The 25,500-nt window shown below is 72.5% G+C and carries 22 protein-coding genes; 13 read left to right on the forward strand and 9 right to left on the reverse strand.

Going from position 1 to position 25,500, the window contains the following annotated elements:
• Positions 1–6 precede the first annotated feature (6 nt).
• Positions 7–1,122, forward strand: a complete 1,116-nt coding sequence (locus ACSNN8_RS17985) for a mannose-1-phosphate guanylyltransferase (RefSeq protein ID WP_436650355.1) — start codon at positions 7–9, stop codon at positions 1,120–1,122.
• Between the two features lie 31 nt (positions 1,123–1,153).
• Here ACSNN8_RS17985 and ACSNN8_RS17990 read toward each other — a convergent pair whose 3' ends face one another.
• The 3 genes from ACSNN8_RS17990 to ACSNN8_RS18000 all read right to left on the reverse strand — a co-directional run bounded on the left by ACSNN8_RS17990 (position 1,154) and on the right by ACSNN8_RS18000 (position 4,195).
• The gene (locus ACSNN8_RS17990) at positions 1,154–1,714 is read right to left on the reverse strand and encodes an NUDIX domain-containing protein (RefSeq protein WP_436650356.1); all 561 of its coding nucleotides are present in this window, start codon (positions 1,712–1,714) and stop codon (positions 1,154–1,156) included.
• A 28-nt stretch (positions 1,715–1,742) separates the two neighbouring features.
• Positions 1,743–2,801, reverse strand: coding sequence for a coenzyme F420-0:L-glutamate ligase (locus ACSNN8_RS17995; RefSeq protein ID WP_436650357.1), 1,059 nt, complete (start codon positions 2,799–2,801; stop codon positions 1,743–1,745).
• Positions 2,802–2,977: 176 nt separating this feature from the next.
• Positions 2,978–4,195, reverse strand: coding sequence for an ROK family transcriptional regulator (locus ACSNN8_RS18000; RefSeq protein WP_436650358.1), 1,218 nt, complete (start codon positions 4,193–4,195; stop codon positions 2,978–2,980).
• A 138-nt stretch (positions 4,196–4,333) separates the two neighbouring features.
• Between ACSNN8_RS18000 and ACSNN8_RS18005 the strand changes: the two genes are divergently transcribed.
• Genes ACSNN8_RS18005 through ACSNN8_RS18025 form a run of 5 tightly spaced genes read left to right on the forward strand, consistent with a single transcriptional unit; the run spans position 4,334 to position 11,615 of the window.
• Entirely contained in the window at positions 4,334–5,575 is a 1,242-nt protein-coding gene (locus ACSNN8_RS18005; protein WP_436650359.1) for an ABC transporter substrate-binding protein, read from the forward strand.
• Positions 5,572–6,471: a carbohydrate ABC transporter permease gene (locus tag ACSNN8_RS18010; RefSeq protein WP_436650361.1), complete on the forward strand. Its 900-nt coding sequence runs from the start codon at positions 5,572–5,574 to the stop codon at positions 6,469–6,471. Before ACSNN8_RS18005 ends, ACSNN8_RS18010 begins: the two co-directional genes overlap by 4 nt.
• Before the next feature lie 34 nt (positions 6,472–6,505).
• Positions 6,506–7,336 (forward strand): carbohydrate ABC transporter permease, encoded by an 831-nt coding sequence (locus ACSNN8_RS18015; protein ID WP_436650362.1) that lies wholly within the window; start codon positions 6,506–6,508, stop codon positions 7,334–7,336.
• A complete protein-coding gene (locus ACSNN8_RS18020) occupies positions 7,333–8,616 on the forward strand; it encodes a sulfatase family protein (protein ID WP_436650363.1) in 1,284 nt (427 codons plus the stop codon). Before ACSNN8_RS18015 ends, ACSNN8_RS18020 begins: the two co-directional genes overlap by 4 nt.
• Positions 8,604–11,615 carry an alpha-mannosidase gene (locus ACSNN8_RS18025; protein ID WP_436650364.1) on the forward strand — a complete coding sequence of 1,004 codons (3,012 nt, stop codon included), beginning with the start codon at positions 8,604–8,606 and terminating at the stop codon, positions 11,613–11,615. Before ACSNN8_RS18020 ends, ACSNN8_RS18025 begins: the two co-directional genes overlap by 13 nt.
• Before the next feature lie 48 nt (positions 11,616–11,663).
• Here the strand turns inward: ACSNN8_RS18025 and cofD are convergent, their stop codons facing one another.
• Positions 11,664–12,620, reverse strand: coding sequence for a 2-phospho-L-lactate transferase (gene cofD, locus ACSNN8_RS18030; RefSeq protein ID WP_436650365.1), 957 nt, complete (start codon positions 12,618–12,620; stop codon positions 11,664–11,666).
• 92 nt (positions 12,621–12,712) lie between these two features.
• Here cofD and ACSNN8_RS18035 point away from each other — a divergent pair, with 92 nt between their 5' ends.
• The 3 genes from ACSNN8_RS18035 (at position 12,713) to ACSNN8_RS18045 (ending at position 16,861) form a co-directional block, all read left to right on the forward strand.
• Positions 12,713–13,732 carry a hypothetical protein gene (locus ACSNN8_RS18035; RefSeq protein WP_436650366.1) on the forward strand — a complete coding sequence of 340 codons (1,020 nt, stop codon included), beginning with the start codon at positions 12,713–12,715 and terminating at the stop codon, positions 13,730–13,732.
• A 76-nt stretch (positions 13,733–13,808) separates the two neighbouring features.
• Complete coding sequence (locus ACSNN8_RS18040; protein WP_436650367.1) at positions 13,809–16,316, forward strand: bifunctional FO biosynthesis protein CofGH; 2,508 nt, start codon at positions 13,809–13,811, stop codon at positions 16,314–16,316.
• Between the two features lie 287 nt (positions 16,317–16,603).
• On the forward strand, positions 16,604–16,861 hold the full coding sequence (locus ACSNN8_RS18045; RefSeq protein WP_014688021.1) for a WhiB family transcriptional regulator: 258 nt from the start codon (positions 16,604–16,606) through the stop codon (positions 16,859–16,861).
• Between the two features lie 3 nt (positions 16,862–16,864).
• On the opposite strand, the gene ACSNN8_RS18050 is transcribed toward ACSNN8_RS18045, so the two are convergent.
• Entirely contained in the window at positions 16,865–17,302 is a 438-nt protein-coding gene (locus ACSNN8_RS18050) for a metallopeptidase family protein (RefSeq protein ID WP_436650752.1), read from the reverse strand.
• 248 nt (positions 17,303–17,550) lie between these two features.
• Between ACSNN8_RS18050 and ACSNN8_RS18055 the strand changes: the two genes are divergently transcribed.
• Positions 17,551–17,919 (forward strand): DUF3499 domain-containing protein, encoded by a 369-nt coding sequence (locus tag ACSNN8_RS18055; RefSeq protein WP_436650369.1) that lies wholly within the window; start codon positions 17,551–17,553, stop codon positions 17,917–17,919.
• 3 nt (positions 17,920–17,922) lie between these two features.
• Here the strand turns inward: ACSNN8_RS18055 and ACSNN8_RS18060 are convergent, their stop codons facing one another.
• The 4 genes from ACSNN8_RS18060 to ACSNN8_RS18075 form a co-directional block, all read right to left on the reverse strand.
• Positions 17,923–18,804, reverse strand: a complete 882-nt coding sequence (locus ACSNN8_RS18060) for a polysaccharide deacetylase family protein (protein WP_436650753.1) — start codon at positions 18,802–18,804, stop codon at positions 17,923–17,925.
• 330 nt (positions 18,805–19,134) lie between these two features.
• A complete protein-coding gene (locus ACSNN8_RS18065) occupies positions 19,135–19,509 on the reverse strand; it encodes a DUF779 domain-containing protein (RefSeq protein WP_436650370.1) in 375 nt (124 codons plus the stop codon).
• Between the two features lie 3 nt (positions 19,510–19,512).
• Entirely contained in the window at positions 19,513–21,036 is a 1,524-nt protein-coding gene (adh, locus tag ACSNN8_RS18070) for an aldehyde dehydrogenase (RefSeq protein ID WP_436650371.1), read from the reverse strand.
• Between the two features lie 144 nt (positions 21,037–21,180).
• Positions 21,181–22,467: a GAF domain-containing protein gene (locus ACSNN8_RS18075; RefSeq protein WP_436650372.1), complete on the reverse strand. Its 1,287-nt coding sequence runs from the start codon at positions 22,465–22,467 to the stop codon at positions 21,181–21,183.
• A 177-nt stretch (positions 22,468–22,644) separates the two neighbouring features.
• On the opposite strand from ACSNN8_RS18075, the gene ACSNN8_RS18080 reads away from it, so the two are divergent.
• From ACSNN8_RS18080 to ACSNN8_RS18090, 3 genes are read left to right on the forward strand one after another with little or no spacing between them, the layout of a single operon-like run.
• Positions 22,645–24,024 carry a phosphomannomutase/phosphoglucomutase gene (locus ACSNN8_RS18080; RefSeq protein WP_436650373.1) on the forward strand — a complete coding sequence of 460 codons (1,380 nt, stop codon included), beginning with the start codon at positions 22,645–22,647 and terminating at the stop codon, positions 24,022–24,024.
• Between the two features lie 43 nt (positions 24,025–24,067).
• Positions 24,068–24,250: a Trm112 family protein gene (locus ACSNN8_RS18085; RefSeq protein ID WP_436650374.1), complete on the forward strand. Its 183-nt coding sequence runs from the start codon at positions 24,068–24,070 to the stop codon at positions 24,248–24,250.
• Positions 24,250–25,479, forward strand: coding sequence for an SIS domain-containing protein (locus ACSNN8_RS18090; protein ID WP_436650375.1), 1,230 nt, complete (start codon positions 24,250–24,252; stop codon positions 25,477–25,479). The genes ACSNN8_RS18085 and ACSNN8_RS18090 overlap by 1 nt, the downstream gene beginning before the upstream one ends.
• Positions 25,480–25,500 lie beyond the last annotated feature (21 nt).

Here is a 25,500-nt window from a genome sequence, read left to right on the forward strand (position 1 = left end):
GTGCGCATGAGCGATCAACTGGGCGGGCTTTACGGCGTGGTGCTGGCCGGCGGGACGGGCACCCGTCTCTGGCCGCTGTCGCGCGCCGGGCATCCCAAGTTCCTGCACCCGCTGACCGGCACCGAGGCGTCGCTGCTGCAGGCCACGGTCGAACGCCTCGACCTGCTGGCGCCCATGGACCGCATCTTCGTCGTCACGGGCGTGGCGCACGCCGCGGCCGTGTCGCGTCAGCTCGACGCGATCCCCGACACGAACGTTCTCGTGGAGCCCTCCCCGCGCGACTCCTGCGCCGCGATCGCCCTCGCCGCCGCCGTGATCGCGCGGCGCGACCCCGAGGCGATCATGGGTTCGTTCGCGTCCGATCACCTGATCGCCGACAAGGAGCGCTTCACCGAGGTCATCCGGCAGGCGATGGTGGGCGCGAGCCAGGGTCTGCTGATGACGCTCGGCATCACCCCCACCCGCCCCGAGACCGGCTACGGCTACCTGCAGTGCGGTCCCGCGATCGGCGACGGTCCGGTGCTGGGGGTCGAGGAGTTCAAGGAGAAGCCGACGTACGACGTGGCCGAGGGCTATGTGAAGTCGGGCAACTACCTGTGGAACGCCGGCATGTTCGTGTGGCGCGTCGACGCGTTCCTCGCCGAGCTCTCCCGCCAGCAGCCCCAGCTGGCCTCCGGCGTGTCCCGCATCGCCTCCGCCTGGGACTCGCCCGAGCGCGAGGAGGTCCTCGGCGAGGTGTGGCCCACGCTGCCCCGCATCTCGGTCGACTACGCCGTCATGGAGGGCGCCGCCACGGTCGGCCGCGTCGGCACCGTTCCGGGCGACTTCGGCTGGAACGACGTCGGCGACTTCCACACGCTGGGCGAGGTGCTGGCCGCCGACCCGTCCGGCAACGTCATCGTGGGCCGCTCGGTCGAGCAGAAGTCCGGCGTCCTGCTGCGCGAGACCGAGGGCCTGGTCATCGTGCCCACCGACGGCCGGCTGATCGCCGCGATGGGCGTACGGGACCTGATCATCGTCGACACCCCGGACGCGGTGCTGGTCTGCCCCCGCGAGCGCGCCCAGGAGGTCAAGCACCTGGTCGACGAGCTCAAGCAGATCGGCCAGCACGGCTACATCTAGGCGGGCGGGCCCGGCTCCGGCCGGGCCCGGCTCACAACCGCGCCAACGCCGGTGCGATCTGGCGGGCCGTTCCCGACGCCAGCGGCGCAGGCAGGGCTTCCGGTACGAACCAGCCGAGCTTCTCCGACTCGTCGCTGATCTGCTCACGGGTGCCGGCCGGGCAGCGCAGCAGGAACCGTACGTCGAAGTGGACGGACGGCTCGGCCGGAGCACTCTCGGCGGCGCCGCAGCGCACCTCGTGGATGTCGATGTCGATGGGATCCGGGTCCAGGAGCAGCCCCGCGATGCCCGACTCCTCGGTGGCCTCGCGCAGGGCCGCGGCGGCCAGACCGGCGTCGCCCGCCTCGCAGTGACCGCCGAGCTGCATCCACATGCCGAGCCGCCCGTGCAGGCACAGCAGCAGCCGCCCGTCGCCGTCGACGATCAGCGCGCTGGCCGTCACGTGGCCTGTCCGGTGCGCGCGCGTCATGGCGACCGGTCCGTCCGCCAGCAGCTCCAGCGTCCGCTTGCGAGCCAGTTCCGCCTCGTCCGAGGTGGACCGCCAGCCGGTGAGGGTCCGCACAGCGTCCGCGTGCAGCTCGTCGATGCTCAAGGTCTTCCCTTCGTACGGTCGTGCCGGCTCAGGTGCCGGAGAGCTCCAGCCGGACGCCGTCCTCGTGCGGCAGCGACAGCGTGGCGATCGCCTCGGCGGCCAGTGCCGCTCGCAGCCGGTGCGCGTCGGCGCCCAGGCGCATCAGCCCCGGCGGCGTGGTGTCGCGGCTGTGCAGGTGCAGGGCCGCGGTGGCGCCGCTGCCCGCGACGACCTCGGCGGGCGCGACGATCGTGGTGGGGGACAGCGAATCGGCGACGAGCGCGGCCGCACGGTCGACCGCGGCCGGGTCGACGGGCAGGCCCGGCAGGGCGGCCAGCGGACCCTCCGGCAGCTGGGCGGCCTCCCGAAGGCCGAGCGCCCGGGCCTCCGACGTGCCCAGGCTGAACATGTCCGAGGCGCCGTCGCGCAGCAGAACCGCCGCGCCGTCGGTGTCGCGCACCCCGGCGCGGGGGTAGCCCCGGACGACCGCCACCGGCGTCCGGTCGACCTTGCCCTTGACGAGCTCGCCCGCCGCGGCCAGCTCGTCGATCACCGCCATCTGGGTGATCTCGAGCTCGTTGCCGTACGGGTCGGTCTCGCCCCGGTGGTCGCGGATCGGCTCGATGCCGGCCGCGCCCAGCGCCACGTCGGTGAGGCCGTTGCGCCACGCCCGGCCCATCGTGTCCGAGACGATGACACCGACGTCGAGGCCGCGCTTGCCGAACTCGGCGCGCAGCCGCCGGGCCGACGCGTCCGGGTCGGCGGGCAGCAGCACCAGGTGCGTCTTGTCGACGTTCGACGCGTCGATGCCCGCCGCCGCCATCACGAACCCGTGGTGCGTCTGCACGATCGTGGTCGGCCCGCGCCGCGCCACCACCCGCGCCGTCTCCGACTCCAGCACCGCCCGGCGTGCGTCGTCCCGTTCCGGCCCGTCGGCGGGAACCTCGACCAGCCGCCCCTCGGCCTTGGACACGATCTTGCTGGTCACCACCAGCACGTCCCCGTCGGCGATCCACGGCGCCGCCGCCAGGATCAGCTCCACCAGGTCGTCACCGGCCACGATGTCGCCGATCCCCCGCACCGGCAGAATCTCGAGCCCGTCCGTCACGACGCCGTCCCCTCCGCGATGAGATCTCCCCGCCCAGCTTGCCGCGCCGCCTCGAGGCCCCCGACACCGGGTCGGGGTCGTCGACGCCAGGGGCGACCGAAGGCGTCGCCCGGGGGAGGGGACCGATAGGTCGAGGCGCGGGGCAGACGGACCCGGGATCGAGGCTGGGCGCGGTTTCAGTGGGGGAGGAGCAGCCGCTCGGAGCGGGCCGAGATGCGGGAGGACATGACCAGGGAGGCGGCGCCGATGGCGCCGCCGTTCTCGCTCAAGGTGGTGCCCCGGACGGTCACCGAGTGGACGTCGCGGACGGTCAGCAACGAGGCGGGGATGGGGGGAACCACCCGCAGGTAGGTCTGGGACAGGGCGGGCCAGTTGGGGCCGCCGAGGATGACGGTGTCGAGGTCGAACACGTTGGCCAGCTGGCCGGCCACGCGGCCGATGGCACGGGCCGACCCTTCGACCACGGACAGCGCTCGGGGGTCGCCGGCGTCGGCCAGCGCGCACAACCGGGCCAGCGCGGCCTCCACGGCCAAGTGGTCCTCGGGGGGCACGGGTGGCAGAAGACCGAGGCCGGTGCCGGCGGCGACGAGGTGGACGGGGGCGCACGTGATGGCGATGCAGCCGCGGCCGCCGCAGTAGCAGCGGGGGCCGTCGGGGTCGCCGGTGAGGTGGCCGATCTCGCCGAGGTTGTCGGAGACGCCGCGCAGCACCTCGCCGCCGAGCACGACGCCGGCGCCTATGCCCGTACCGAGATAGATGAACGCGAAGTCGGTGAGCTCGCCGCCGCCGACCCAGAGCTCGCCGGTGGCCGCGGCGATGGTGTCCTTCTCCAGTACGACGGGCAGGCCGGTGCGGCTCTCGAGTTCGGCCCGCAGCCGCACCACGCCCCAGCCGCGCAGGTTGGGCGGTCCGACCACGGCGTCCGCCATGACCGGGCCGGGGGTCGACACGCCCAGGCCGGCCAGCCGGGGCAGGGGGATCCCGCGGCGGCGCACCAGGTCGCCGACGGCCTCGACGACGGCCCGCAACACGTCCTCGGGGCCGTCGGAGGAGGGCGTCACCAGCGACGCGTGCTCCTCGACCTCGCCGGCCAGATTGAGCAGCACCAGGCTCATCCGGGCCGGATCGATGTGCAGGCCCACCGAGTACTGGCCCTGGGGCACGATCCGGAACATCGTCCGGCGCGCGCCGGTGCCGGCCTCGGCGCGGCCGGCCTCCTCGATCAGCCCGGCCGCGACGAGGCGCCGGCAGATGTTGGAGACGGTCTGCCCGGAAAGCCCGGTGCGCCCGGACAGCTCCACCCGGTCGATGTTGACGTGCCGGCGCACCAGGTCGAGCACGAGCAGCTGGTTGTAGTCGCCGACCCGAGGCAGGTTCGATCCCCGCCGCTCCACTGCGCCTCCCCAGGTCGTATCGAGCTGATCACATCCTAGATTTCTAGCTTGCCGATAGGAAATCAATTTGATTGGGTGACGATGTCAGGGCAAGCGCCGATGGGCGGAGACCAGGGCAAGCGCCGAAAGGGAACCAGCATGAGACTCGCCAAGTCAGCCGTGGCCGCCTCGATGGCGGCCGCCGTTCTGCTCGGGCTCGCCGCCTGCTCGAGCGACGACTCCGGATCCGATGACGGCAAGGTCTCGCTGGTCTTCCGCCAGTTCGACCCGGAGAGCGAGATCTCCGGCCTGAAGACGGCGGTGGACGCGTGGAACTCGAGCCACCCGGACGTCCAGGTCAAGCTGGAGACGCTGAGCCCCAACAACATCCAGCAGTTCGCCCGCGAGGCCAACTCCGGCTCGGGCCCGGACATCGACCAGGTGGCCTTCGCCGACGTCGCGTCCGTGGCCAACCCGAAGATCCTCAAGCCGCTCGACGACTACCTGGCCAAGGACGGCGGCACCGGCGACCTGCTGGCCACCGACATGGTCACGTTCGAGGACAAGACCTGGGCCGTGCCGTGGACCGCCGACACGATGGCGCTGGTCTACAACAAGGTGAAGCTGGGCGCGAACAAGCCGCCCACCACCTGGGAGGAGCTCGCCACCACGGCCGCGAAGCTCAAGAACGGCTTCTGCTTCCCGGCGGCCGGCTCGGCGACCAGCGCGCAGTGGTTCGCGATCAACTACTACCTGTGGTCGCACGGCGCTCAGTTCATCAAGAAGGACGGCGACACCTGGACCACCGGCGCGACGCAGGACCAGGTGAAACAAGCCATCGACTTCTTCAACGGGCTGTTCACCTCGGGCGCGACGAGCAAGGCGCTGCAATCCGTGCAGGACTACAGCGACCCGTCCATCGTCAACGGGCTGGCCAACGGCACGTGCGCGATGAGCTACATGCCGCCGGCCACCTTCGCGACGCTCACCAAGCAGGCCGGTGACAAGGTGACCAGCGCGCCCATGCCGAGCGGCCTCACCGACGGCGCCACCCACCTCGGCGGCCGGGCGCTGGCGATCAACCGCAACAGCAAGCACCCCGACCAGGCGTGGGAGGTCATCAAGTACCTCACCAGCGCCGAGACGTTCAAGACCTACAACCAGTACCCGGCCTCGAAGGCCACGCTGACTGAGCTCAAGGTGCCCGACGCGCAGCAGGGGTACGTCCAGCAGCTGCCGCACTCGCGGTCGATGGCCCGCTACATCGGCTCCGAGCTGAAGGTCGCCGCGATCCAGCAGCTGGTCAACCAGCAGTTCTCCGCCGTCTACTCCGGACAGGCGTCGTCCGCGGACGCGGCCCGGGCGATCCTCGACGGGCTGGACAAGGGCCTCAAGGGGTGACCCGCGGCTCGCAGAGGCAGGCGTACGCGCTCACCACGCCCGCGCTGCTGGTCATCGGCGTGCTGTTCCTGTTCCCCGGCATCTACAACGTGGTGCTGGCGTTCCAGGACCTCACGCCGTACGACGCCCCGGGCGACGCGGAGTGGGCCGGCCTCGACAACTTCAAGGCGATCTTCACGGACCCGCAGATGGGGTCGGTCGCGTTCAACACGGTGTTCTGGCTGACCGCGGTGACCGTGGTGCTCCGGCTCGTGTTCGGGATGGGCCTCGCGCTGCTGCTGCACAGCCGCGTGCTGCAGCGGTGGCGGCTGCGGGGCCTCGCCCGCACGCTCGTGCTGGTGCCGTGGATGGTGCCGCCCGTGGTCGCCGTCGCCTGCTGGAAGTGGATCTTCGACGGGAACACCGGCGTGCTCAACCAGTTCCTGGTCGCGGTCCACGTGCTGCCCGAGGGCGTGCCGTTCCTGGCCCAGACCAACACGGTCTGGTGGTCGGTGATCGCCATCATCGTCTGGCGCGAGCTGCCGTTCGTGGTGATCGTGCTGCTCGCCGGCCTGCAGTCGGTTCCCGAGGAGCAGTACGAGGCGGCCGCGCTCGACGGCGCCGGCCGCGCGCAGTCGTTCCGGCACGTGACGCTGCCCAGCCTGCGCCCGGTCATCACCGTGGTGGTGCTCATGACGGTGATCCAGACCTTCAACAACTTCGTGTACGTGTGGCTGTCCACCGGCGGCGGCCCCGGCACGTACACGCAGGTGCTGGCGACCGAGCTCTACTCGCGGGCGTTCGTGGCCGACAGCCTCGGCGAGGGCGCCGCGATCGGCCTGGTGATGACCGCGGTGATGGCCGTGTTCGCGCTGGCCTACCTGCGCGCGAGCGACCCTGAGAGGCGCGAGGCATGAACCTGCGCGCGAGCGACCCGGAGAGGCGGGAGGCATGAAGCGGCGGCCCCGCGACCTGCTGGTGATCGTGCCGACGTTCGCGATCCTGTTCGTGATCGTCTTTCCGGTCCTCTGGATGGTGTTCACCTCGCTGCGGCCGGTGTCGGCGCTCGCCGCGGACCTGCCGGTGGGCGAGTGGTTCGACGGCCTGAGCTTCGACGCGTACGCCCGGCTCTTCAACGACTCCGGCTTCGCCCGCTACATCGGCAACAGCCTGCTGGTCTCCGCAATCAGCACCGTGTGCACGGTCGTTCTGGGCAGCTTCGCGGCGTACGGCCTCTCGCGGTTCCGCTGGCGGCTGCGCGCACCCACCCTCCTCGTCGTGCTCGCCACCCAGCTGCTGCCGTTCGTCGTGCTGATCTCGCCGATCTATCTGGCGTTCAGCGAGCTGGGCCTGCTCAACTCGTACGCCGGTCTGGTGGTCGTCTATGTCGCGATGACGCTGCCGCTGGCCATCTACCTGCTGATGGGCTACTTCGACACGATTCCCCGGGTGCTCGACGAGGCCGCGCGGATGGACGGCTGCTCCACCGCGGGCGTCATCTTCCGGGTCGTGCTGCCGATCGCGCTGCCCGGCATCGTCACGGTCGTCACCACCACGTTCATCTCGACGTGGGAGGAGTACTTCTTCGCGAGCGTGCTGATGACCGGCGAGGACCTCAAGACCGTCCAGGTGGGGCTGTCGTCGTTCTTCGGCGAGTACTCCACGGACTGGGCGATGATCATGGCGGCCGCCACCGTGGCCACCGTCCCCACCGTCATCCTGTTCTCCGTGGTCCAGAAACGCCTGGTCGCGGGTCTCGCCGCCGGGAGCGTGAAGCAGTGACCCCCAACGTCGTCATCATCTACGCCGACGACCTGGGCTACGGCGACCTCGGCTGCTTCGGCGCCGGCGAGCTCGACACGCCGGCGCTCGACGGGCTCGCCGCCGCGGGCGCCCGGCTGACCCAGTGGTACGCCAACTCGCCGGTCTGCTCGCCGTCGCGCGCCTCGCTGCTGACCGGCCGGCATCCGGCGCACGCCGGCGTCGAGGCCATTCTCGGCGGCTCGCGCGACACCGTGGGGCTGCCGCCGCAGTCCACCCTGGCCGGTCACCTGCGCGACCGCGGCTACGCCACCGGCATCTTCGGCAAGTGGCACCTGGGCGCCGACCCCGCGTACGGCCCGCTCGAACGCGGCTTCGACGAGCACTTCGGCTTCCGGGCGGGCTGCGTCGACTACTACTCGCACATCTATTACTGGGACAACCGCAACCCGGTGCACGACCTGTGGGACGGCGAGGACGAGGTCTGGCTCAACGGCGAGTACCTCACCACCGTGATCGCCCGCAAGGCCGTCGAGTTCATCGAGCGCGCGGACGGTCCGTTCCTGTGCTACGTGCCGTTCAACGCGCCGCACTACCCGATGCACGCGCCCGCGGAGTACGTGTCGCAGTTCGCGCACCTGCCCGAGGGCCGCCGGATGACCGCCGCGATGATCAAGGCGATGGACGACGGCGTCGCGGCGATCCTGGACGCGCTCGACCGCACCGGGCGCCGCGATGACACCATCGTCTTCATGTCCTCGGACAACGGACCCTCCATCGAGGAGCGCAACTGGCTCAACGGCGAGGAGGTCTCCTACGACGGCGGCTCGGCCGGCGGGCTGCGCGGGCACAAGGGCTCGCTGTTCGAGGGCGGCATCCGGGTGCCGGCGATCGTCCGCTGGCCCGGCGTGATCCCGCCCGGCACGCGCGACGACGTGGTCGGCTCGATGGCCGACGTCGTGCCGACCGTGCTGCACGCCGTCGACGGCGCCGAGCCGTCCGACCCGACGATCGACGGCCGCTCGCTGCTGCGCCGGCTCACCGGCGCGGACGCCGCCGCCGAACGCTGGCTGTACTGGGAGTACGAGGGCCAGCGCGCGGGCCGCCTCGGCGACTGGAAGGTGGTGCTCGACGCCTGCGAGAGCATGCAGGCGGAGGTGGCCGTGCCGGCCGCCCTGTACGACCTTGCCGCCGACCCGGCCGAGACCAACGACCTGTCGGGGACGCATCCGGAGCAGTTCGAGCGCATGCGCGGCGAGCTCGCGACCTGGGCGAGACGCTGCGCGGAATGGCGGTCCTGATGCACGACACCGCAGCGAACATCGAGACCCGCGTCGAGCGTTTCGTCCGTGAGCGCCTGTGGCCCGCCCTCGAGCGCCGCCGGAGGCCGCTGGACGTGACGGCGTGGGAGGTGCCCGACGAGCCCGTGCCGTTCGCCGAGGCCGTCCGGCAGACGTACGTCCCGACGGGCCCGGGCGCGCCCTGGAGCAAGCCGTGGGGCACCACCTGGTTCCACGTCACCGGCGAGGTCCCGCAGGGCTGGGGCGGGCCGGACGTCGTCGCGGAGGTCGTCGTCGACCTGGGCTTCTCGGCGCGCCAGCCCGGGTTCCAGGCCGAGGGGCTGGTCTTCCGGCCGGACGGCTCGATCGTCAAGGGCCTCGAGCCGCTGAACAACGCGGTCCCCGCCGGGCCGGGGCCGATCGACCTGTACGTGGAGGCGGCGTCCAACCCGGACGTGGCGGGCGACGCGTTCACGGCGCCCACCCCGCTCGGCGACAAGGCGACCGCCGGCAGCGAGCCGCTCTACACGCTGCGCCGCGTCGACCTGGTCGAGCGCGACCTCACGGTCTATCACCTGATGCGGGACGTGTGGACGCTGACCGGCCTGATGCGCGAGCTCGACCCGTCGCTGCCGCGGCGCGCCGAGATCCTGCGCGCGCTGGAGCGCATGTGCGACGCCGTCGACCCCGACCGGGTGGCCGAGACCGCGCGGGACGGGCGCGAGGCGCTGGCCGGGGTGCTCGCGTCGCCGGCGTACCCGAGCGCGCACCGGGTCGTCGCCGTCGGGCACGCACACATCGACTCGGCCTGGCTGTGGCCCACCCGCGAGACGATCCGCAAGTGCGCCCGCACGTTCTCCAACGTGCTGGCGCTCATGGACGAGTACCCGGACTTCGTGTTCGCCTGTTCCAGCGCCCAGCAGTACGCGTGGATCAAGCAGCACTACCCGGAGCTGTTCGAGCGGATCCGCGTACGGGTCGCCGAGGGCCGGTTCGTGCCGGTGGGCGGCATGTGGGTCGAGTCCGACACCAACCTGCCTGGCGGCGAGGCGCTGGTCCGCCAGTTCGTGCACGGCAAGGGGTTCTTCCTGCGCGAGTTCGGCCACGAGCCGGATGAGGTGTGGCTGCCCGACTCGTTCGGCTACACCGCGGCGCTCCCGCAGATCGTGCGTGCGGCCGGCTCGCACTCGTTCCTCACCCAGAAGATCTCGTGGAGCGAGACCAACCGGATGCCGCACCACACGTTCTGGTGGGAGGGCATCGACGGCAGCCGGGTGTTCACGCACTTCCCGCCGGTCGACACGTACAACTCCGACCTGTCCGGCGCCGAGCTGGCCCGCGCCCAGCGGCAGTACGCCGAGAGGGGGCTCAGCAACGTCTCGCTGGTGCCGTTCGGCTTCGGCGACGGCGGCGGGGGACCGACGCGCGAGATGATGGAGGCCGCCGCGCGCACCCGGTCGCTCGAGGGCTCGCCCACAGTGGAGGTCGGCACGCCGCAGCGGTTCTTCGACGAGGCCCGCAGCAGCCATCCGGCGCCCGCCACCTGGTCCGGCGAGATGTACCTGGAGCTGCACCGCGGCACCTACACCACGCAGGCGAGGACCAAGCAGGGCAACCGGCGCAGCGAGCACCTGCTGCGCGAGGCGGAGCTCTGGTGGGCCACCGCCGCGTGGCGCGGGCTGGGCGACTACCCGTACGAGGAGCTCGACGCGGCCTGGCGGACGGTGCTGCTGCAGCAGTTCCACGACATCCTGCCCGGCTCCTCGATCGCCTGGGTGCACCAGGAGGCGGAGCGCAACTACGCCGCGCTGGCCGGGCAGCTCGGCGCGCTGATCGACCGGGCGCAGCGGACACTCGCCGGGCCCGGCACTTCGCGGGTGCTCTTCAACGCCGCCCCCGTCGAGGCGGACGGCGTGCCGCCGCTCGCCGCAGCCGTCGCGACTCCGGCCGGCTGCGTCGCGCCCGTGGCCTCCGGCGACGGCTGGGTGCTGGACAACGGCGTGGTCCGGGCTGGATTCGACCGGGACGGGCTGCTCGTGTCGTTCCGCGCCGGGCGGGAACTGGTCGCCGAGGGCGAGGCGGCCGCGGTGCTGCAGGTCTTCCGCGACATCCCCAACCGGTGGGACGCCTGGGACCTCGACGCCCACTACCAGCGGCACGTCACCGAGCTGCGCGAGGCCGACGCGGTGGAGGCGGGCGCGGACGAGCTGGTCGTCCGGCGGTCGTTCCACCGCTCCACGTTCGAGCAGGTGTTCCGGCTCGCCGAGGGCGCCGACCAGCTCGACATCGAGACCTGGATCGACTGGCACGAGCAGGAGAAGCTGCTGAAGCTGTCGTTCCCGCTGGCCGTGCACGCCGACCGCGCCGCGTCGGAGATCCAGTTCGGGCACGTGCACCGGCCCACCCACGCGAACACCTCGTGGGACACGGCCCGCTTCGAGACCGCGGCGCACCGGTGGGTGCACGTCGGCGAGCCCGGCTTCGGCGCGGCGGTGGCGAACGACTCCACCTACGGGCACGACATCACCCGCCGCTGGACCGCGGACGGGCTCACCTGCACGCAGGTGCGGCAGTCGCTGCTGCGCGCGCCCCGCTTCCCCGACCCGCACGCCGACCAGGGCAGGCACGTGCTGCGCACCGTCCTGCGCGTGGCGCCCACCGTGCTGGAGGCGCTCGACAGCGGCTACCGGCTCAACCTGCCGGTGCGCGCGGTGGAAGGCGGCGGGCCGGTCGAGCCGCTGCTGCGGGTGTCGTCGCCCGCGGTGGTCGTGGAGGCGGTCAAGCTGGCCGAGGACCGTTCCGGCGACCTGGTCGTACGCCTCTACGAGGCGCGCGGCGGCCGGGCGTCGGCGCGCGTCGAGGTGTCGGAGTCGTTCGCCCGCGCGTGGACGACCGACCTGCTCGAGCGCGCGCCGGCCGAGCCCGTCGTGCAGACGAGCGCCTGGGCAGCCGACGAGCCGATCGAGATCTCGTTCCGGCCCTTCGAGATCGTGACGCTCCGCCTGAGCCGGGCCGCCTGAGCCGGTCTGCCGGCCCCGCACCGGCGGCTCCGGCCGAGGCCGGCGGGCTCAGGCCACGCCGGCCAGCGACAGCGCGTCCTTGACCATCTGGGCCGTCGCCTCCTCGGAGCTCATCCACAGCGGAACGGCCCGGGTCGGCACGCCGGCCACCTCGGTGGCGGCGTCCGAGGTGTCGACCAGCCAGCCGTCGAGGAGGCCGTCGCCCGAGCGGGCGCCGTAGAGGCCGCCCACGCCCGCCGCGGTGACCTCGACACCCAGGGTGGCCAGGCACTTGTCGGCCATGCCGCGGATCGGGGACTCGCCGATGATGGGCGACACGCCGACGACCGGGGCCGGCCCGCTCGCCACCGCGTCGCGGATCGCGCTCACCGCCAGGATCGGGGCGATGCTCACCACCGGGTTGCTCGGGGCGATCAGCACGACGTCGGCCCCGGCGATCGCCTCGAGCACGCCCGGCGCGGGCTCGGCCGCGTCGGCGCCGACGAAGACGAACCGGTGGGTGGGCAGGTCGCCGCGGTAGCGCACCCACCACTCCTGGAAGTGGATGGCCTTGCGCTCGCCGTCGACGTCGACCACCACGTGGGTCTCGAGCCGGTCGTCGGTGGCGGGCAGCATCGTGACGCCCGGCTGCCACCGGGCGCACAGCGCGGCCGTCACGGCGGAGAGCGGATAGCCCGCGTTGAGCATCTGGGTGCGTACGAGGTGGGTGGCCGTGTCCTTGTCGCCCAGCCCGAACCACGACGGCTCGGCGCCGTAGGCGGCCAGCTCCTCCTTGACCACCCAGCTCTCGCCGACCCGGCCCCAGCCGCGCTCGGGGTCGTGGGCGCCGCCGAGCGTGTACATCACGCTGTCGAGGTCGGGACAGATCTGCAGCCCGTGCATGCGCACGTCGTCGCCGACGTTGACCACCGCGGTCACCTCGGCGCCGAGCGCGCGGGCCTGCGCGCGCACGCCGACGAGGAACTTCGCGCCGCCGATGCCACCGGAGAGGACCACGATCCGCATGCCGACATCCTTGCGCACCGGTGTGACCGCCCGGGTGCAGGGGCGGTCTACCCTGAGTCGATCTCGTCGACCGTCCGCCAGGGAGAAATGCCGTGACCAGCCAACCGCCGCCCGCGACGGGCGAGGGCAAACCGGTGGGCCCGTTGCTCCGACCGCTGCGCGACCTCGCGGCGTACGCGCTCGTCGGCGCGCCCGCCCTGCTGCTCCTGGTCGCGATCATCCGGCTGATCCCGGACGGCGCGAACCAGTTCGGCTACCGCACCCAGGACAGCTTCTACGGCTTCGTCAACACGGCCACGATCGCCATGCCGCTGGCCGCGGTGCTGCTGGCGCTGCTCGTGCACCCGCGGCACCCCAGGGCGCAGCTCATCACGCTGGTCGCCCTGGTGGAGTACGCGGTGATGGCGTTCTTCGGCGTGCTGTTCGGCCTGTTGATCGGGCTGATCAACCACGCCTCGAACAACGGCGCGCGGGTCGCCTTCGAGGAGCTGCTGGTGCGCGCGGCGTGGCTGGCCGTGTTCGGCGTGGCGGCGTACGCGGTCTTCCGCCTCTGGCAGGGCCTGTTCCAGGTGGCGCGGCCCAAGCCGCAGCCGGGCGTGTACGGCCAGCCCGCCTACAACCAGCCGGGCACCTACCCGGGCCAGCCGGGGTACGGCCCGCCGCCGGCCCCGGGCTCGTACCAGCCGCCCGGCCCCGGCGCGCCGTCCCAGTGGGGCCAGCCGCAGTACGGTCAGCCGGCCCAGCCGTACGGTCAGCCGCAGTACGGTCCGCCCGGCCAGCCCCCGCAGGGCTCGCCGCAGGGCCACGCGCAGCAGCCGCCCGCCTGGAACCAGCCCGCCGCGCCGATCCCCGCGTCGGCCCCGCCGGCACACCCGACGTCGGCCCCACCCGGCCCCTTCGCCCCGCACCCCGGAGCGTCGCAGCCCGGAGTCCCGCAGCCCGAAGTCCCGCAGCCCGGCGCCTCGTACCCCGGCGCTCCGCAGTCCGGCGCCACCACGGCGTTCCCGCACCCTGGCGCGCCCGGCCCCGCCGCCGGCGACGAGCGCACCGAGAAGATCCCCGACGATCGCCCCGGCTTCGGCCGCGCGGGCGAGGACCCGCCGCGCCGCTAGGCGTCGTGTCCTATCCCACTGCGGTTGCTCCGGTCGTGCCGGGGCAACCGCGGGCATTCCGGCCTAGGCTGCTGGGGTGACAGAGGTCAACACAGTCGGCACCCCCACGGAAGCGAGCATCCGTCGCGCGCTGCGCCGCGCGGCCGACGGCAAGGCGGTGGACGCCGACGAGGCGACCGCGCTGCTGGCCGCCACCGGGGAGCACTTCGACGAGCTCCTCACGATCGCCGGGCACATCCGCGACGCCGGCCTGCGGGAGGCCGGCCGCGCGGGCGTGGTCACGTACTCCCGCAAGGTCTTCATCCCGCTGACGCGCCTCTGCCGGGACAGGTGTCACTACTGCACGTTCGCCACGGTGCCGCACCGGCTGCCAGCCGCGTTCCTCGAGCGCGATGAGGTGCTCGAGATCGCCCGGCAGGGCGCCGCGCAGGGCTGCAAGGAGGCCCTGTTCACCCTCGGCGACCGGCCCGAGGAGCGCTGGCCCGCCGCCCGGCAGTGGCTCGACGAGCGCGGCTACGACTCCACCCTCGACTACGTGCGCGCCTGCGCGATCGCCGTGCTCGAGGAGACCGGCCTGCTCCCGCACCTCAACCCCGGCGTGATGAGCTGGGCCGAGCTGCAGCGCCTCAAGCCGGTCGCCCCCAGCATGGGCATGATGCTCGAGACCACCGCGACCCGGCTGTGGTCCGAGCCGGGCGGCCCGCACTACGGCTCTCCCGACAAGGACCCGGCCGTACGCCTGCGCGTGCTCGACGACGCGGGCCGGGTCGGCGTGCCGTTCACCACCGGCATCCTCATCGGCATCGGCGAGACCCCCGCCGAGCGGGTCGACGCGCTGTTCGCGATGCGCCGCACCGCCCGCGAGTACGGCCACATCCAAGAGGTCATCATCCAGAACTTCCGCGCGAAGCCCGACACGGCGATGCGCGGCATGCCCGACGCCGAGCTGCGCGAGCTGGCCGCCACGGTCGCCGTGGGCCGGATCATCATGGGCCCGCGCGCCCGCATCCAGGCCCCGCCCAACCTGATCGACGCCGAGTTCGCGCTGCTGCTGCGCGCCGGCATCGACGACTGGGGCGGCGTGTCGCCGGTCACGCCCGACCACGTCAACCCCGAGCGCCCCTGGCCGCAGATCGACCAGCTCCGCGAGCGGTCGGCGGCGGCCGGGTTCGAGCTGCGCGAGCGGCTGACGATCTACCCGGAGTACGTGCGCCGCGGCAACGAGGGCTGGCTCGACCCGCGCCTGGCGGCCCACGTGGCCGCGCTGGCCGGCCCCGACGGGCTCGCCCGCGAGGACGCCGAGGTGACCGGCCGGCCGTGGCAGGAGCCCGACGACGCGTACGCCTCGGGCCGCACCGACCTGTTCGCCACGATCGACACCGAGGGCCGCACGGCCGACCGCCGGTCGGACTTCGACGACGTCTACGGCGACTGGGACGAGGTGGCCGCCCACATCACCACCGAGGCTCCCCGCCGCCTCGAGAAGGACGTCCTCGCCGGACTGAAGCTGGCCGCGAGCGACCCGGCCAAGCTGCTGCTGCCCGAGCACGAGGACGCGGCGATGGCGCTGTTCAACGCCGACGGCGAGGCCCTCGACGAGCTGGCCCGCATCGCGGACGACCTGCGCCGGCAGGTCAACGGCGACGACATCACGTACGTGGTCAACCGGAACATCAACTTCACCAACGTCTGCTACGTCGGGTGCCGGTTCTGCGCGTTCGCCCAGCGCGAGCGCGACGCCGACGCGTACCGGCTCTCGGTCGACCAGGTGGCCGACCGCGCCGAGCAGGCCTGGCGGGACGGCGCGTCCGAGGTCTGCATGCAGGGCGGCATCGACCCCAAGATGCCCGTGACCGCGTACGCCGACCTGGTGCGCGCCGTGAAGCAGCGGGTGCCCGGCATGCACGTCCACGCGTACTCGCCGATGGAGATCGTCACCGCTGCGGCGAAGGCCGGCGTGCCGGTGCGCGAGTGGCTCGCCGAGCTCAAGGAGGCGGGCCTGGGCACGATCCCGGGCACCGCGGCCGAGATCCTCGACGACGACGTGCGCTGGGTGCTGACCAAGGGCAAGCTGCCCACCAGCGCCTGGGTCGACGTGGTGTCCACCGCGCACCAGCTGGGCATCCGGTCGAGCTCGACCATGATGTACGGCCACGTCGACCACCCGCGACAGTGGCTGGGCCACTTCCGGGTGCTGGCCGGCATCCAGGACGTGACCGGCGGCTTCACCGAGTTCGTGGCGCTGCCGTTCATCCACACCAATGCGCCGATCTATCTGGCCGGCATCGCCCGGTCGGGGCCGAGCTGGCGCGAGAACAGGGTCGTCCACGCGATGGCCCGGGTGCTGCTGCACGGCCGCATCGACAACATCCAGTGCTCCTGGGTGAAGCTGGGCGACGAGGGCACCCGGGTGATGCTCGACGGCGGCTGCAACGACCTGGGCGGCACCCTGATGGAGGAAACGATCTCCCGAATGGCTGGTTCCGAGCACGGATCGGCTCGCACGGTCGCTGAGCTCAAGGAACTCGCGGCCGCGGCGGGACGCCCGGCGGTGGAGCGGACCACGACCTACGGTCGACGGTAGGTCACAAAACGGGTTAAATTGGACTCATGCGGGCCGAGCCGCGTTACCTTCCGGGGCTCCGGAGAGATAGGGCAGGAACGGGACCACGACGCGCCGGAGGCGCGCCGGGGAAACGGGCCTATTTATCAGGTTCGGCTTGACGACGCACGTCTTACACGCGTGTAATTTCGGTGGGGTTGCGAGCTGAGGCGGCAGGAATATCCGACTTCGACTCGCAAAAAACACGCTGCGTGCGTGGGGGGTCAGCGCCGGCATTGCTGCCGGCGCGGAAATTGGGAGGCACGCCGATGGAAGCGCAGGTTGAAGGGGTCGACCTGCTCGGGGACGCGCCCGAGTGGCAGGAACGGGCGCTGTGTTCGCAGACGGACCCGGAGGCTTTCTTCCCGGAAAAGGGGGGGTCCACCCGGGAGGCGAAGAGGATCTGCGGCCGCTGCGAGGTCAAGGCCGAGTGCCTGGAGTACGCGCTGGGTCACGACGAGCGCTTCGGCATCTGGGGTGGACTGTCCGAGCGCGAGCGCCGCAAGCTCAAGCGGCGCGTCGCGTAGGACTCAGGACAGTTCGTCGGGATCCACCCCGAGCAGGTTGGCGACCTGCTCGATGATCACATCGTGGACGAGGTCGGCGAGGTCCTCGCGGTCCATCGCCCGGAATTCCAGCGGCCGCCGGTAGAGCACGATCCGTGGGGGGAGCTCCTGCCGGCCGGGGCGCCCGGGCAGCAGCCGGGCCAGCGGCACCTCGCCGTCCTCGAGCACGTCGGAGTCGTAGACGTTGAGCTCGGGCGGCACGTCCTCGACCGCGAACTCGACGCCCGCCAGCTCCTTGGCGTAGCGGCGCTCGAGCGTCTCGACCGTGTCGAGCACCAGGTCGTCGAAGATCTCCGCCTTGGTGCGCGCCAGGGGAACGGTGGCCGGCACCAACCGGCCGCGCAGTCCCCGGCCGTGGCGGTCGCGGCGGGCGGGATGGCCCGGGCCGGCCTTGCGCGCCAGCCTCGACGGGTCGGAGCGGCGGCGTTCGGGACTGGTGGTCACGCGGCAACTCTAGTCCTCCGACGGTGTGACCCGGAGCCATACCTGGTGCGGCGTGGTGGATTCGTCCCAACGGGGGCTTACGCCGGTAATTCGCCCCATCGGGTGCCGCGTGTCGGGCGGCCATGACCGAATCGTGATGCATCGTGGGTCGGCGTGTCGCGGGCCTTCCGCCCCCGCGCGGGCCGCCGGGGCGATAACGTGCCGCCGTGAGGTCACCACGGCGTTGCTCCCGGAACGGCTGTCCCCGACAGGCGGTCGCCACGCTGACCTACGTCTACAGCGACTCCACGGCGGTCGTCGGCCCCCTGGCTGCCTTCGCCGAACCCCACACGTACGACCTGTGTGAGCCGCACGCCCGCAGCCTCACCGCCCCGCGAGGCTGGGAACTGGTCCGGCACGACGGCGACTTCGCCCCGCCGCCGCCCACCACCGACGACCTGGTCGCGCTGGCCGACGCCGTGCGGGAGGCCGCCCGCCCGACGGCGCCACCCCCGCGCGCCGACGACGAGGAGCGCCTGCCGGGTCACCAGACCGGCCGCCGCGGCCACCTGCGGGTCATCCCGCCGTCCCACTGAGCCCTACGGCAGCGCGACGAGGGTGTAGCGCTTCTTGAGCCAGGGGAGCAGGCGGCGGTACGCCGCGATGGTGTCCGGCTGCGCGTAGTCGTGCGACAGCACGATCGCGCCCGGCCGGCAGTGCCGCTCGATGCGCGAGATCACGCGGTCGCGGTGCGCCGCGTCGCTCTCGCCCTCGGGGTGGTCCCAGTCGCGGGGGTCGACCCGCCAGTAGATCGACGTCATGTCCATCTGCTCGGCGACCGCGACCAGCCGGGGCGTGAAGTTGCCGCCCGGCGCGCGGAAATACTTGATCTTCGCGCCGGGCGTGGCGCGCCGGATCGCCGCGTTGGTGCGCTCCAGGTCGGCGCGGATCTTCGCCGCCGGGGCCTTGCCGATCTTGAGGCTGTGGTTCCAGGTGTGGTTGCAGAGCGTGTGGCCGCCCGCGACGATCTGCCGCACCAGCTCGGGGTGCCGCCGCGCGTTGCTGCCGACCAGGCAGAAGGTGGCCTTGACGTGGTGCTTGGCGAGCAGGCGCAGCAGTTTGGGCGTCTCGGCCGGGTCGGGACCGTCGTCGAAGGTCAGGGCCACCCCGCGGCCGCCGGTCAGCGTGAGGCTGCCGGCCGGGCCGCCGACGCGCGGGTTGCTGACCTTGCGGGCGGACGGATGCCCCGTCGGAGCGGACGGGGACCGGGTGGCGGGCTTCGCGGGCCTGGCCGGCTTGGCGGGCTTGCCGGTCGGCGCCGCCGCCGGTGCGGACGCCGCCGATGGCGGGGTTGCCTGTCGCGCGGCCAACCGGCCGGTGCCGCCCGGCACCGAGTCCGCGGCCGCACGCCCGGCCAGGCTGACGACCAGCATCACCACGCCGAGCAGAACCGCTTTCCTGACGCGCGACAACCGCAACACCGCCTCCCGGGACCGTCCCGCTGCTGACGATGCCGCCCGCAGGGCGCGGCCGGCCCGCGCGCGGATCGATGCGGCACGGTCGGGGGAGACGTGGGCCCAGCGTGCTCGCGCCAGCACCCTGCGGAGCAGGGCGGCGGCGTGGCGGTCCAGGGCGTTCAGCGCCTCCAGGAGCTCGGCTGGGCGGGGTCGGCGGGGGGCTCGCACGGATGTCCTCGGTGGTCGGGTGCTCGGTCACGGCAGCAGCGAACCGCCGCCGTCCCCCATTGATACGGGACGGCGGCGGTCAGCGGATCAGTTCGTGACTCTTCTCAAAGGAGACAGGGGAGGAAATCAGGCGAGCTCGGCCAGCTCCTCCTCGGTGAGCAGACGCGATCGGATGAGGAACCGTACGCCCTCGGGGGCCTCCAGCGAGAAGCCGGAGCCGCGCCCGGGGACCACGTCCACCGTCAGGTGGGTGTGCTTCCACAGCTCGAACTGCGAGGCCGACATCCAGAACGTGATCGGCTCGTCGACCCCGTCGACCCGCAGCGACTCGAGCAGCACGTCGGACTGGCCGGTGCGGAACTCGCCCTCGAGGTAGCACATGGGGGAGCTGCCGTCGCAGCACCCGCCGGACTGGTGGAACATCAGCGGACCGTGCTGTCCCCGCAGCTGCCGCATCAGGTCGGCAGCCGCGGGGGTCACGTCGACCCTGGTGGCTCCCATGGCCTAGAAGAAGCCCATCGCCTTGGGGCTGTAGCTGACGAGCAGGTTCTTGGTCTGCTGGTAGTGGTCGAGCATCATCTTGTGGTTCTCGCGGCCGATGCCCGAGTTCTTGTAGCCACCGAACGCGGCGTGCGCCGGGTAGAGGTGGTACGAGTTCGTCCAGACCCGGCCCGCCTTGATCGCCCGACCGGCCCGGTACGCGGTGTTGATGTCCCGCGTCCACACCCCGGCGCCCAGCCCGTACAGGGTGTCGTTGGCGATCTTGATGGCGTCCGCGTAGTCGGCGAACGAGGTCACCGACACGACCGGCCCGAAGATCTCCTCCTGGAAGATCCGCATGCTGTTGCTGCCCTCGAAGATCGTCGGCTGCACGTAGTAGCCGCCGGCCAGGTCGCCGGAGAGCTCGGCCCGGGCGCCGCCGGTGAGCACCTTGGCGCCCTCCTGCCGGCCGATGTCCAGATACGAGAGGATCTTCTCGAGCTGGTCGTTGGAGGCCTGCGCGCCGACCTGGGTGTCGGTGTCCAGCGGGTTGCCCTGCTTGAGGTTCTCGACCCGCTTCACGCCCGCGGCCAGGAAGTCGTTGTAGATGCTCTGCTGGATGAGCGCGCGCGACGGGCAGGTGCAGACCTCGCCCTGGTTGAGCGCGAACATCGAGAAGCCCTCGAGCGACTTGTCGTAGAAGTCGTCGTCGAGCCGGCTCACGTCCTCGAAGAAGATGTTGGGGCTCTTGCCGCCCAGCTCGAGCGTGACCGGGATGAGGTTCTCCGACGCGTACTGCATGATCAGGCGGCCGGTCGTGGTCTCGCCGGTGAAGGCGACCTTGGCGACCCGGTTCGACGAGGCGAGCGGCTTGCCGGCCTCGACGCCGAACCCGTTGACGATGTTGACGACGCCCGGCGGGATCAGGTCGGCCACCAGCGACATCCAGTAGTGGATCGACGCCGGGGTCTGCTCGGCCGGCTTGAGCACGACCGCGTTGCCGGCGGCCAGCGCGGGCGCCAGCTTCCACACCGCCATCAGGATCGGGAAGTTCCACGGGATGATCTGGGCGACCACGCCGAGCGGCTCGTGGAAGTGGTACGCGACGGTGTCGTCGTCGAGCTCGCCCGCGGTGCCCTCCTGGGCGCGGATCGCGCCGGCGAAGTAGCGGAAGTGGTCGATGGCCAGCGGGATGTCGGCGGCGAGCGTCTCGCGCACCGGCTTGCCGTTCTCCCAGCACTCGGCGACCGCGAGCTGCTCGAGGTTCTGCTCCATGCGGTCGGCGATCTTGTTGAGGATGTTGGCGCGCTCGGCGGCCGACGTGCGGCCCCACGCGTCGGCGGCGCCGTGCGCGGCGTCCAGCGCCTTCTCGACGTCCTCGGCGGTGCCGCGGGCCACCTCGCAGAAGTCCTGGCCGGTCACGGGGCTGGGGTTGGCGAAGTACTGCCCCTTCGCGGGCGGCACGTACTCGCCGCCGATGAAGTGGTCGTAGCGGGACTCGTAGCTGACGATCGACCCGTCGGATCCGGGCGGGGAATACACGGTCATGGCAGCCTCCGTACCTCTTGGGTACGGCCGACGTTAGTTACGCGCACGTTGCACAGACGTTGCAAGACTGGGCCAACCGGCGTCGCCTCCGGCTCGCGAGGACTGCGCCCCTCGAGGCCGGTGTCGGGGGCGCCGAAAACGGCCTCAGCTTCGCCTCGCCATTTTCGGAGCCCCCGACACCTGCGGGCGCAGTCCGAACTCGATGCTCAGCTCGTTGATGCGTGTGCGCGCCAGGGGATCGGCGGGGGTGAGGCGTGCGTACGCCTCCCAGAGCTCGAGATCGTCGGCGCCCCAGGGGGAGCGCAGCCACCGGTGCAGCAGGTCACGATCGCGGGCGGCGAGCAGCGCGGCGCGCAGCCGGTCGTCCACGAGGCGGCGCAGGCGCACCACCGCGGGGGCGTCGGACAGGGGCAGGAGCGGTCCCGCGTACGCCTGGAGGGCGTCGGCGATCCGGCCGCGCTCGACCAGGCGCGTGACCGTGCGGAAGTCGGCCTCCAGCTCGGCGCGCAGCCGATAGGGCCGCGACTCCATCAGCTCCGGTCCCAGCGTGCGCCGCAGCCGCGACAGCTCCGCCCGTACGGTCACCGGGCTCGCGTCGTCGCCGTAGAGCCCCGCCCCCAGCTCCTCGCCGGTGCGCCCCTCGGGGTGCGCGAGCAGCAGCACGAGCAGCTCGGAGTGCCGCCGGCCCAGACGCCACCGCCGGCCGCCGACGCTGAGCAGCGCCTCGTTGCGGCCCAGCGCGGTCACCGAGCCCGCGGTCGCCGTCGTGGTGAGATGGCCGCGCAGGTACGCCTCCGCGGCGAGCGCGGTGGCCCGCACGAGCGCGAGGCTGTGCGGGTTGGCCAGGTGGTCGCCGCCGGTCACGTCGATCGCGCCGAGCAGCCGCCCGGTGGCGGGATCGTGGATCGGCGCGGCCGCGCACGTCCAGCGCTGCACCGGGCGGCTGAAGTGCTCGGTCGCGAAGATCTGCAACGGGTGGTCGACGGCGAGCGCCGTGCCGGGCGCGTTCGTGCCCGCGTGCGCCTCGTCCCAGCGGGCGCCGGGCACGAAGTTCATCTGCTCCGCCCCGCGCAGCACCTTGGCCGTCCCCTCGACCCAGAGGAGCCTGCCGTACGCGTCGCAGACCGCCATCAGGTGCTCGCCGTCGTCGGCGAGGCCGCCCAGCAGGTCACGGAAGATCGGCAGCACCCGGGCCAGCGGGTGCGCCGCCCGGTAGGACTCCAGGTCGTCGTCGCTGAGCTCGATCGGGGCGGTCGCGTCAGGGCCGGGCAGCGCGACGGCCGAGCGCTGCCAGGACTCCGCCACGACCGACCGGATGGCGGGGGTGGTCGGCGCGGCGCCCGCCACGAACTGCTCGTGGGCGCGCCCGACCTGCCGTATGCGCTCGACGGGATCGGCGCCGGCGTCGAGGGCGAGCCACGGATTCGCCAAGGAGCACCTCCAGATCCACCCATCGTGACGCCGATCACGGCCGCCGACAAGCGCTGATCGATCCGGGGTGCCGGCAGTGATCTCATCACGTAACAGTGACGCTGCCTCGTTGCCACCTTGTCGTAGCCGTGCCTCCGCTACTCTCGGCCGCAACAAAAAGTGGTCCGAGGGGGAGCAGTGTCTGATCTGTCCAAGATCGTCAAGGCGTACGACGTCCGGGGCATCGTGCCGGACCAGTTCGACGAGGCGATCGCCCGGGCCCTGGGCACGGCGTTCGTCGAGATGCTGCGCGAGAGCGGCGACGACGCCGACCGGATCGTCATCGCCCACGACATGCGCGAGTCGGGCCCCGGCCTGGCCGCCGCGTTCGCCCGGGGCGCCAACGCCGCCGGCGCCGCGGTCGTCAACATCGGCCTGGCCTCCACCGACGAGCTCTACTACGCGTCCGGCTCGCTCGGCCTGCCCGGCGCGATGTTCACCGCGAGCCACAACCCCGCGCAGTACAACGGCATCAAGCTGTGCCGCGCGGGCGCCAAGCCGGTCGGCCAGGACAGCGGCCTCGCGGTCGTGCGGCAGCGCGCCGAGGCCCTGCTCGACGACCTGAACGGCGCGGCCGACGGACCGTCGCGGGTGGAGACCCGCGATCTGCTCACCTCGTACGCGGAGCACCTGCGCTCGCTGGTCGACCTGTCCGGCATCCGCCCCCTCAAGGTCATCGTGGACGCCGGCAACGGCATGGGCGGGTTCACCGTGCCCGCCGTCCTCGGCGACCAGGTGCTGCCCGCGCTGCCGCTCGAGATCGTCCCGCTCTACTTCGAGCTCGACGGCTCGTTCCCCAACCACGAGGCCAACCCGCTGGACCCGGCCAACCTGGTCGACCTGCAGCAGGCGATCCGCGAGCAGGGCGCCGACATCGGCGTCGCGTTCGACGGCGACGCCGACCGCTGCTTCATCATCGACGAGAACGGCGACCCGGTCTCGCCGTCCGCGGTCACCGCGCTGGTGGCCAAGCGCGAGCTGGCCAAGTTCCCCGGCAGCACGGTGATCCACAACCTGATCACCTCGGCCGCCGTGCCCGAGATCATCCAGGAGAACGGCGGCACGCCGGTGCGCAGCCGGGTCGGCCACTCGTTCATCAAGGCCGAGATGGCCCGCACCAACGCGGTCTTCGGCGGCGAGCACTCGGCGCACTACTACTTCCGCGACTTCTGGTTCGCCGACACCGGCATGCTTGCCGCGATGCACGTGCTCGCCGCGCTCGGCGGGCAGGACCTGCCGCTGTCCGAGTTTGCCGCCGAGTACGAGCGCTACGCCGCCTCCGGCGAGATCAACTCGACGGTCGAGGACGCCGCCGCCAAGACGGCCGAGGTCCGGGCGCACTTCGCCGGCGCGACCTTCGACGAGCTCGACGGCCTCACCGTGTCGCTGCCCGACGGCGCCTGGTTCAACCTGCGGGCCTCCAACACCGAGCCCCTGCTGCGGCTCAACGTCGAGGCGCCCAAGCCCGACCGCATGGCGTCGCTGCGGGACGAAGTGCTCGCCATCGTCCGCAGTTAGGATCGTGGAGCCCAGCCTTCGCCGTCATGTAAGGAGCCGTTCGGTGGCCCTCGATCCGCAGCTGTTGGACATACTGGCCTGTCCGGACACGCATCACGCGCCGCTCACCCACGACGCCGACGCGCAGACCCTCACCTGCACCGAGTGCGGGCGTGTCTTCGAGATCCGCGCCGACATCCCGGTGCTGCTGCTCGACGAGGCCCGCACGCCGGGCGGTGCGGCCTGATGGCGGGTCCGCTGGAGGGCGCCGCCGGCGTGCACGGTCATCGGCACGCCGACGAGTCGCTGCTGGACGACGAGCAGTCGATGCTCGCCAACGACCCGGGCGGCATGCTGCGCGCCACGGCGTCGGCCGGGGCCCAGGTGCGCGAGGCGGCCGCGCTCGCCGCGGAGACCGACCTGAGCGTGCTCGCCGACGAGGGCCGCCCGCGCGCGGTCGTCGTCGCCGGCATCGGCACGGCCGGGCTGACCGGCAGCATCCTGTCGACCGTGGCGGGCCCGCGCTGCCCGGTGCCGATCATCGGCCACCGCAGCGCCGGCGTGCCCGGCTGGGTCGGCGCCGCCGACGTGGTCATCGCCGTGTCCGCCTCGGGCCGCAGCCCCGAGGCCCTGGCCGCCGCCGAGGCCGCCGCCCGCCGCGGCGCCCGCCTGGTCGCGGTCGGCAACCCCGACTCCGAGCTCGAGGCGGTGGCCGCCCGCGCCCGCGCGCCGTTCATCCCGGTACCGCGCCGCGCGCCCGCCCGCGCCAGCCTGTGGGGCCTCGCCGTCCCGGTGCTGCTGGCCGCCCGGGCGATCGGCCTGGTCAAGGTCAACGAGGCCGACCTGGCCGAGACCGCGACCCGGCTCGACGCCGACGCGGAGCGCTGCCGTCCCGGCGCCGACTCGTTCGTCAACCCGGCCAAGGCGCTCGCGCTCGGCCTGGCCGGCTCGATCCCGATCGTCTGGGGCTCCTCGCCGCTGGCCACCGTGGCCGCCCGGCGCTTCGCCGAGACCCTGGCGGCGAACGCGCGCTATCCCGTGATGGCCGGCGCGCTGGGCGAGGCCGGCCGGGGCCGGGTGGGCCTGCTCGACGGCGTCTTCGGCGGCTTGGCGGAGTCGTCGCGCGACATCTTCGCCGACCCGGGCGACGACGACGACGAGTCGAGCGCGACCCGCCTGCGGCTGGTGCTGTTCCGCGACGGCGGGCTCAACCCCGAGGAGGACGCGGACGAGCCGGTCGCCGTCGAGGAGCGCCGCGCCGACGCCGTGCAGACGCTGGCCGAGCGGCGCGGGGTGCGCTGCGACGTGCTCACCGCCGAGGGCGGCTCCGCTCTGGAACGGCTCGCCTCGCTCACCTCGGTACCCGACTTCGCCTCGCTCTATCTGGCGCTCGCCCACGGGCTCGACCCGATGGCCGTGCCCGCGATCAGCGAGATGAAGGAGCTTTCAAACCCTTTGCCCGAGGGAATGCAGTAACTCGACGTCACCTCGAGCACA

It is taken from the genome of Actinoplanes sp. URMC 104, from assembly GCF_051386375.1.
GTDB lineage: Bacteria > Actinomycetota > Actinomycetes > Mycobacteriales > Micromonosporaceae > Actinoplanes.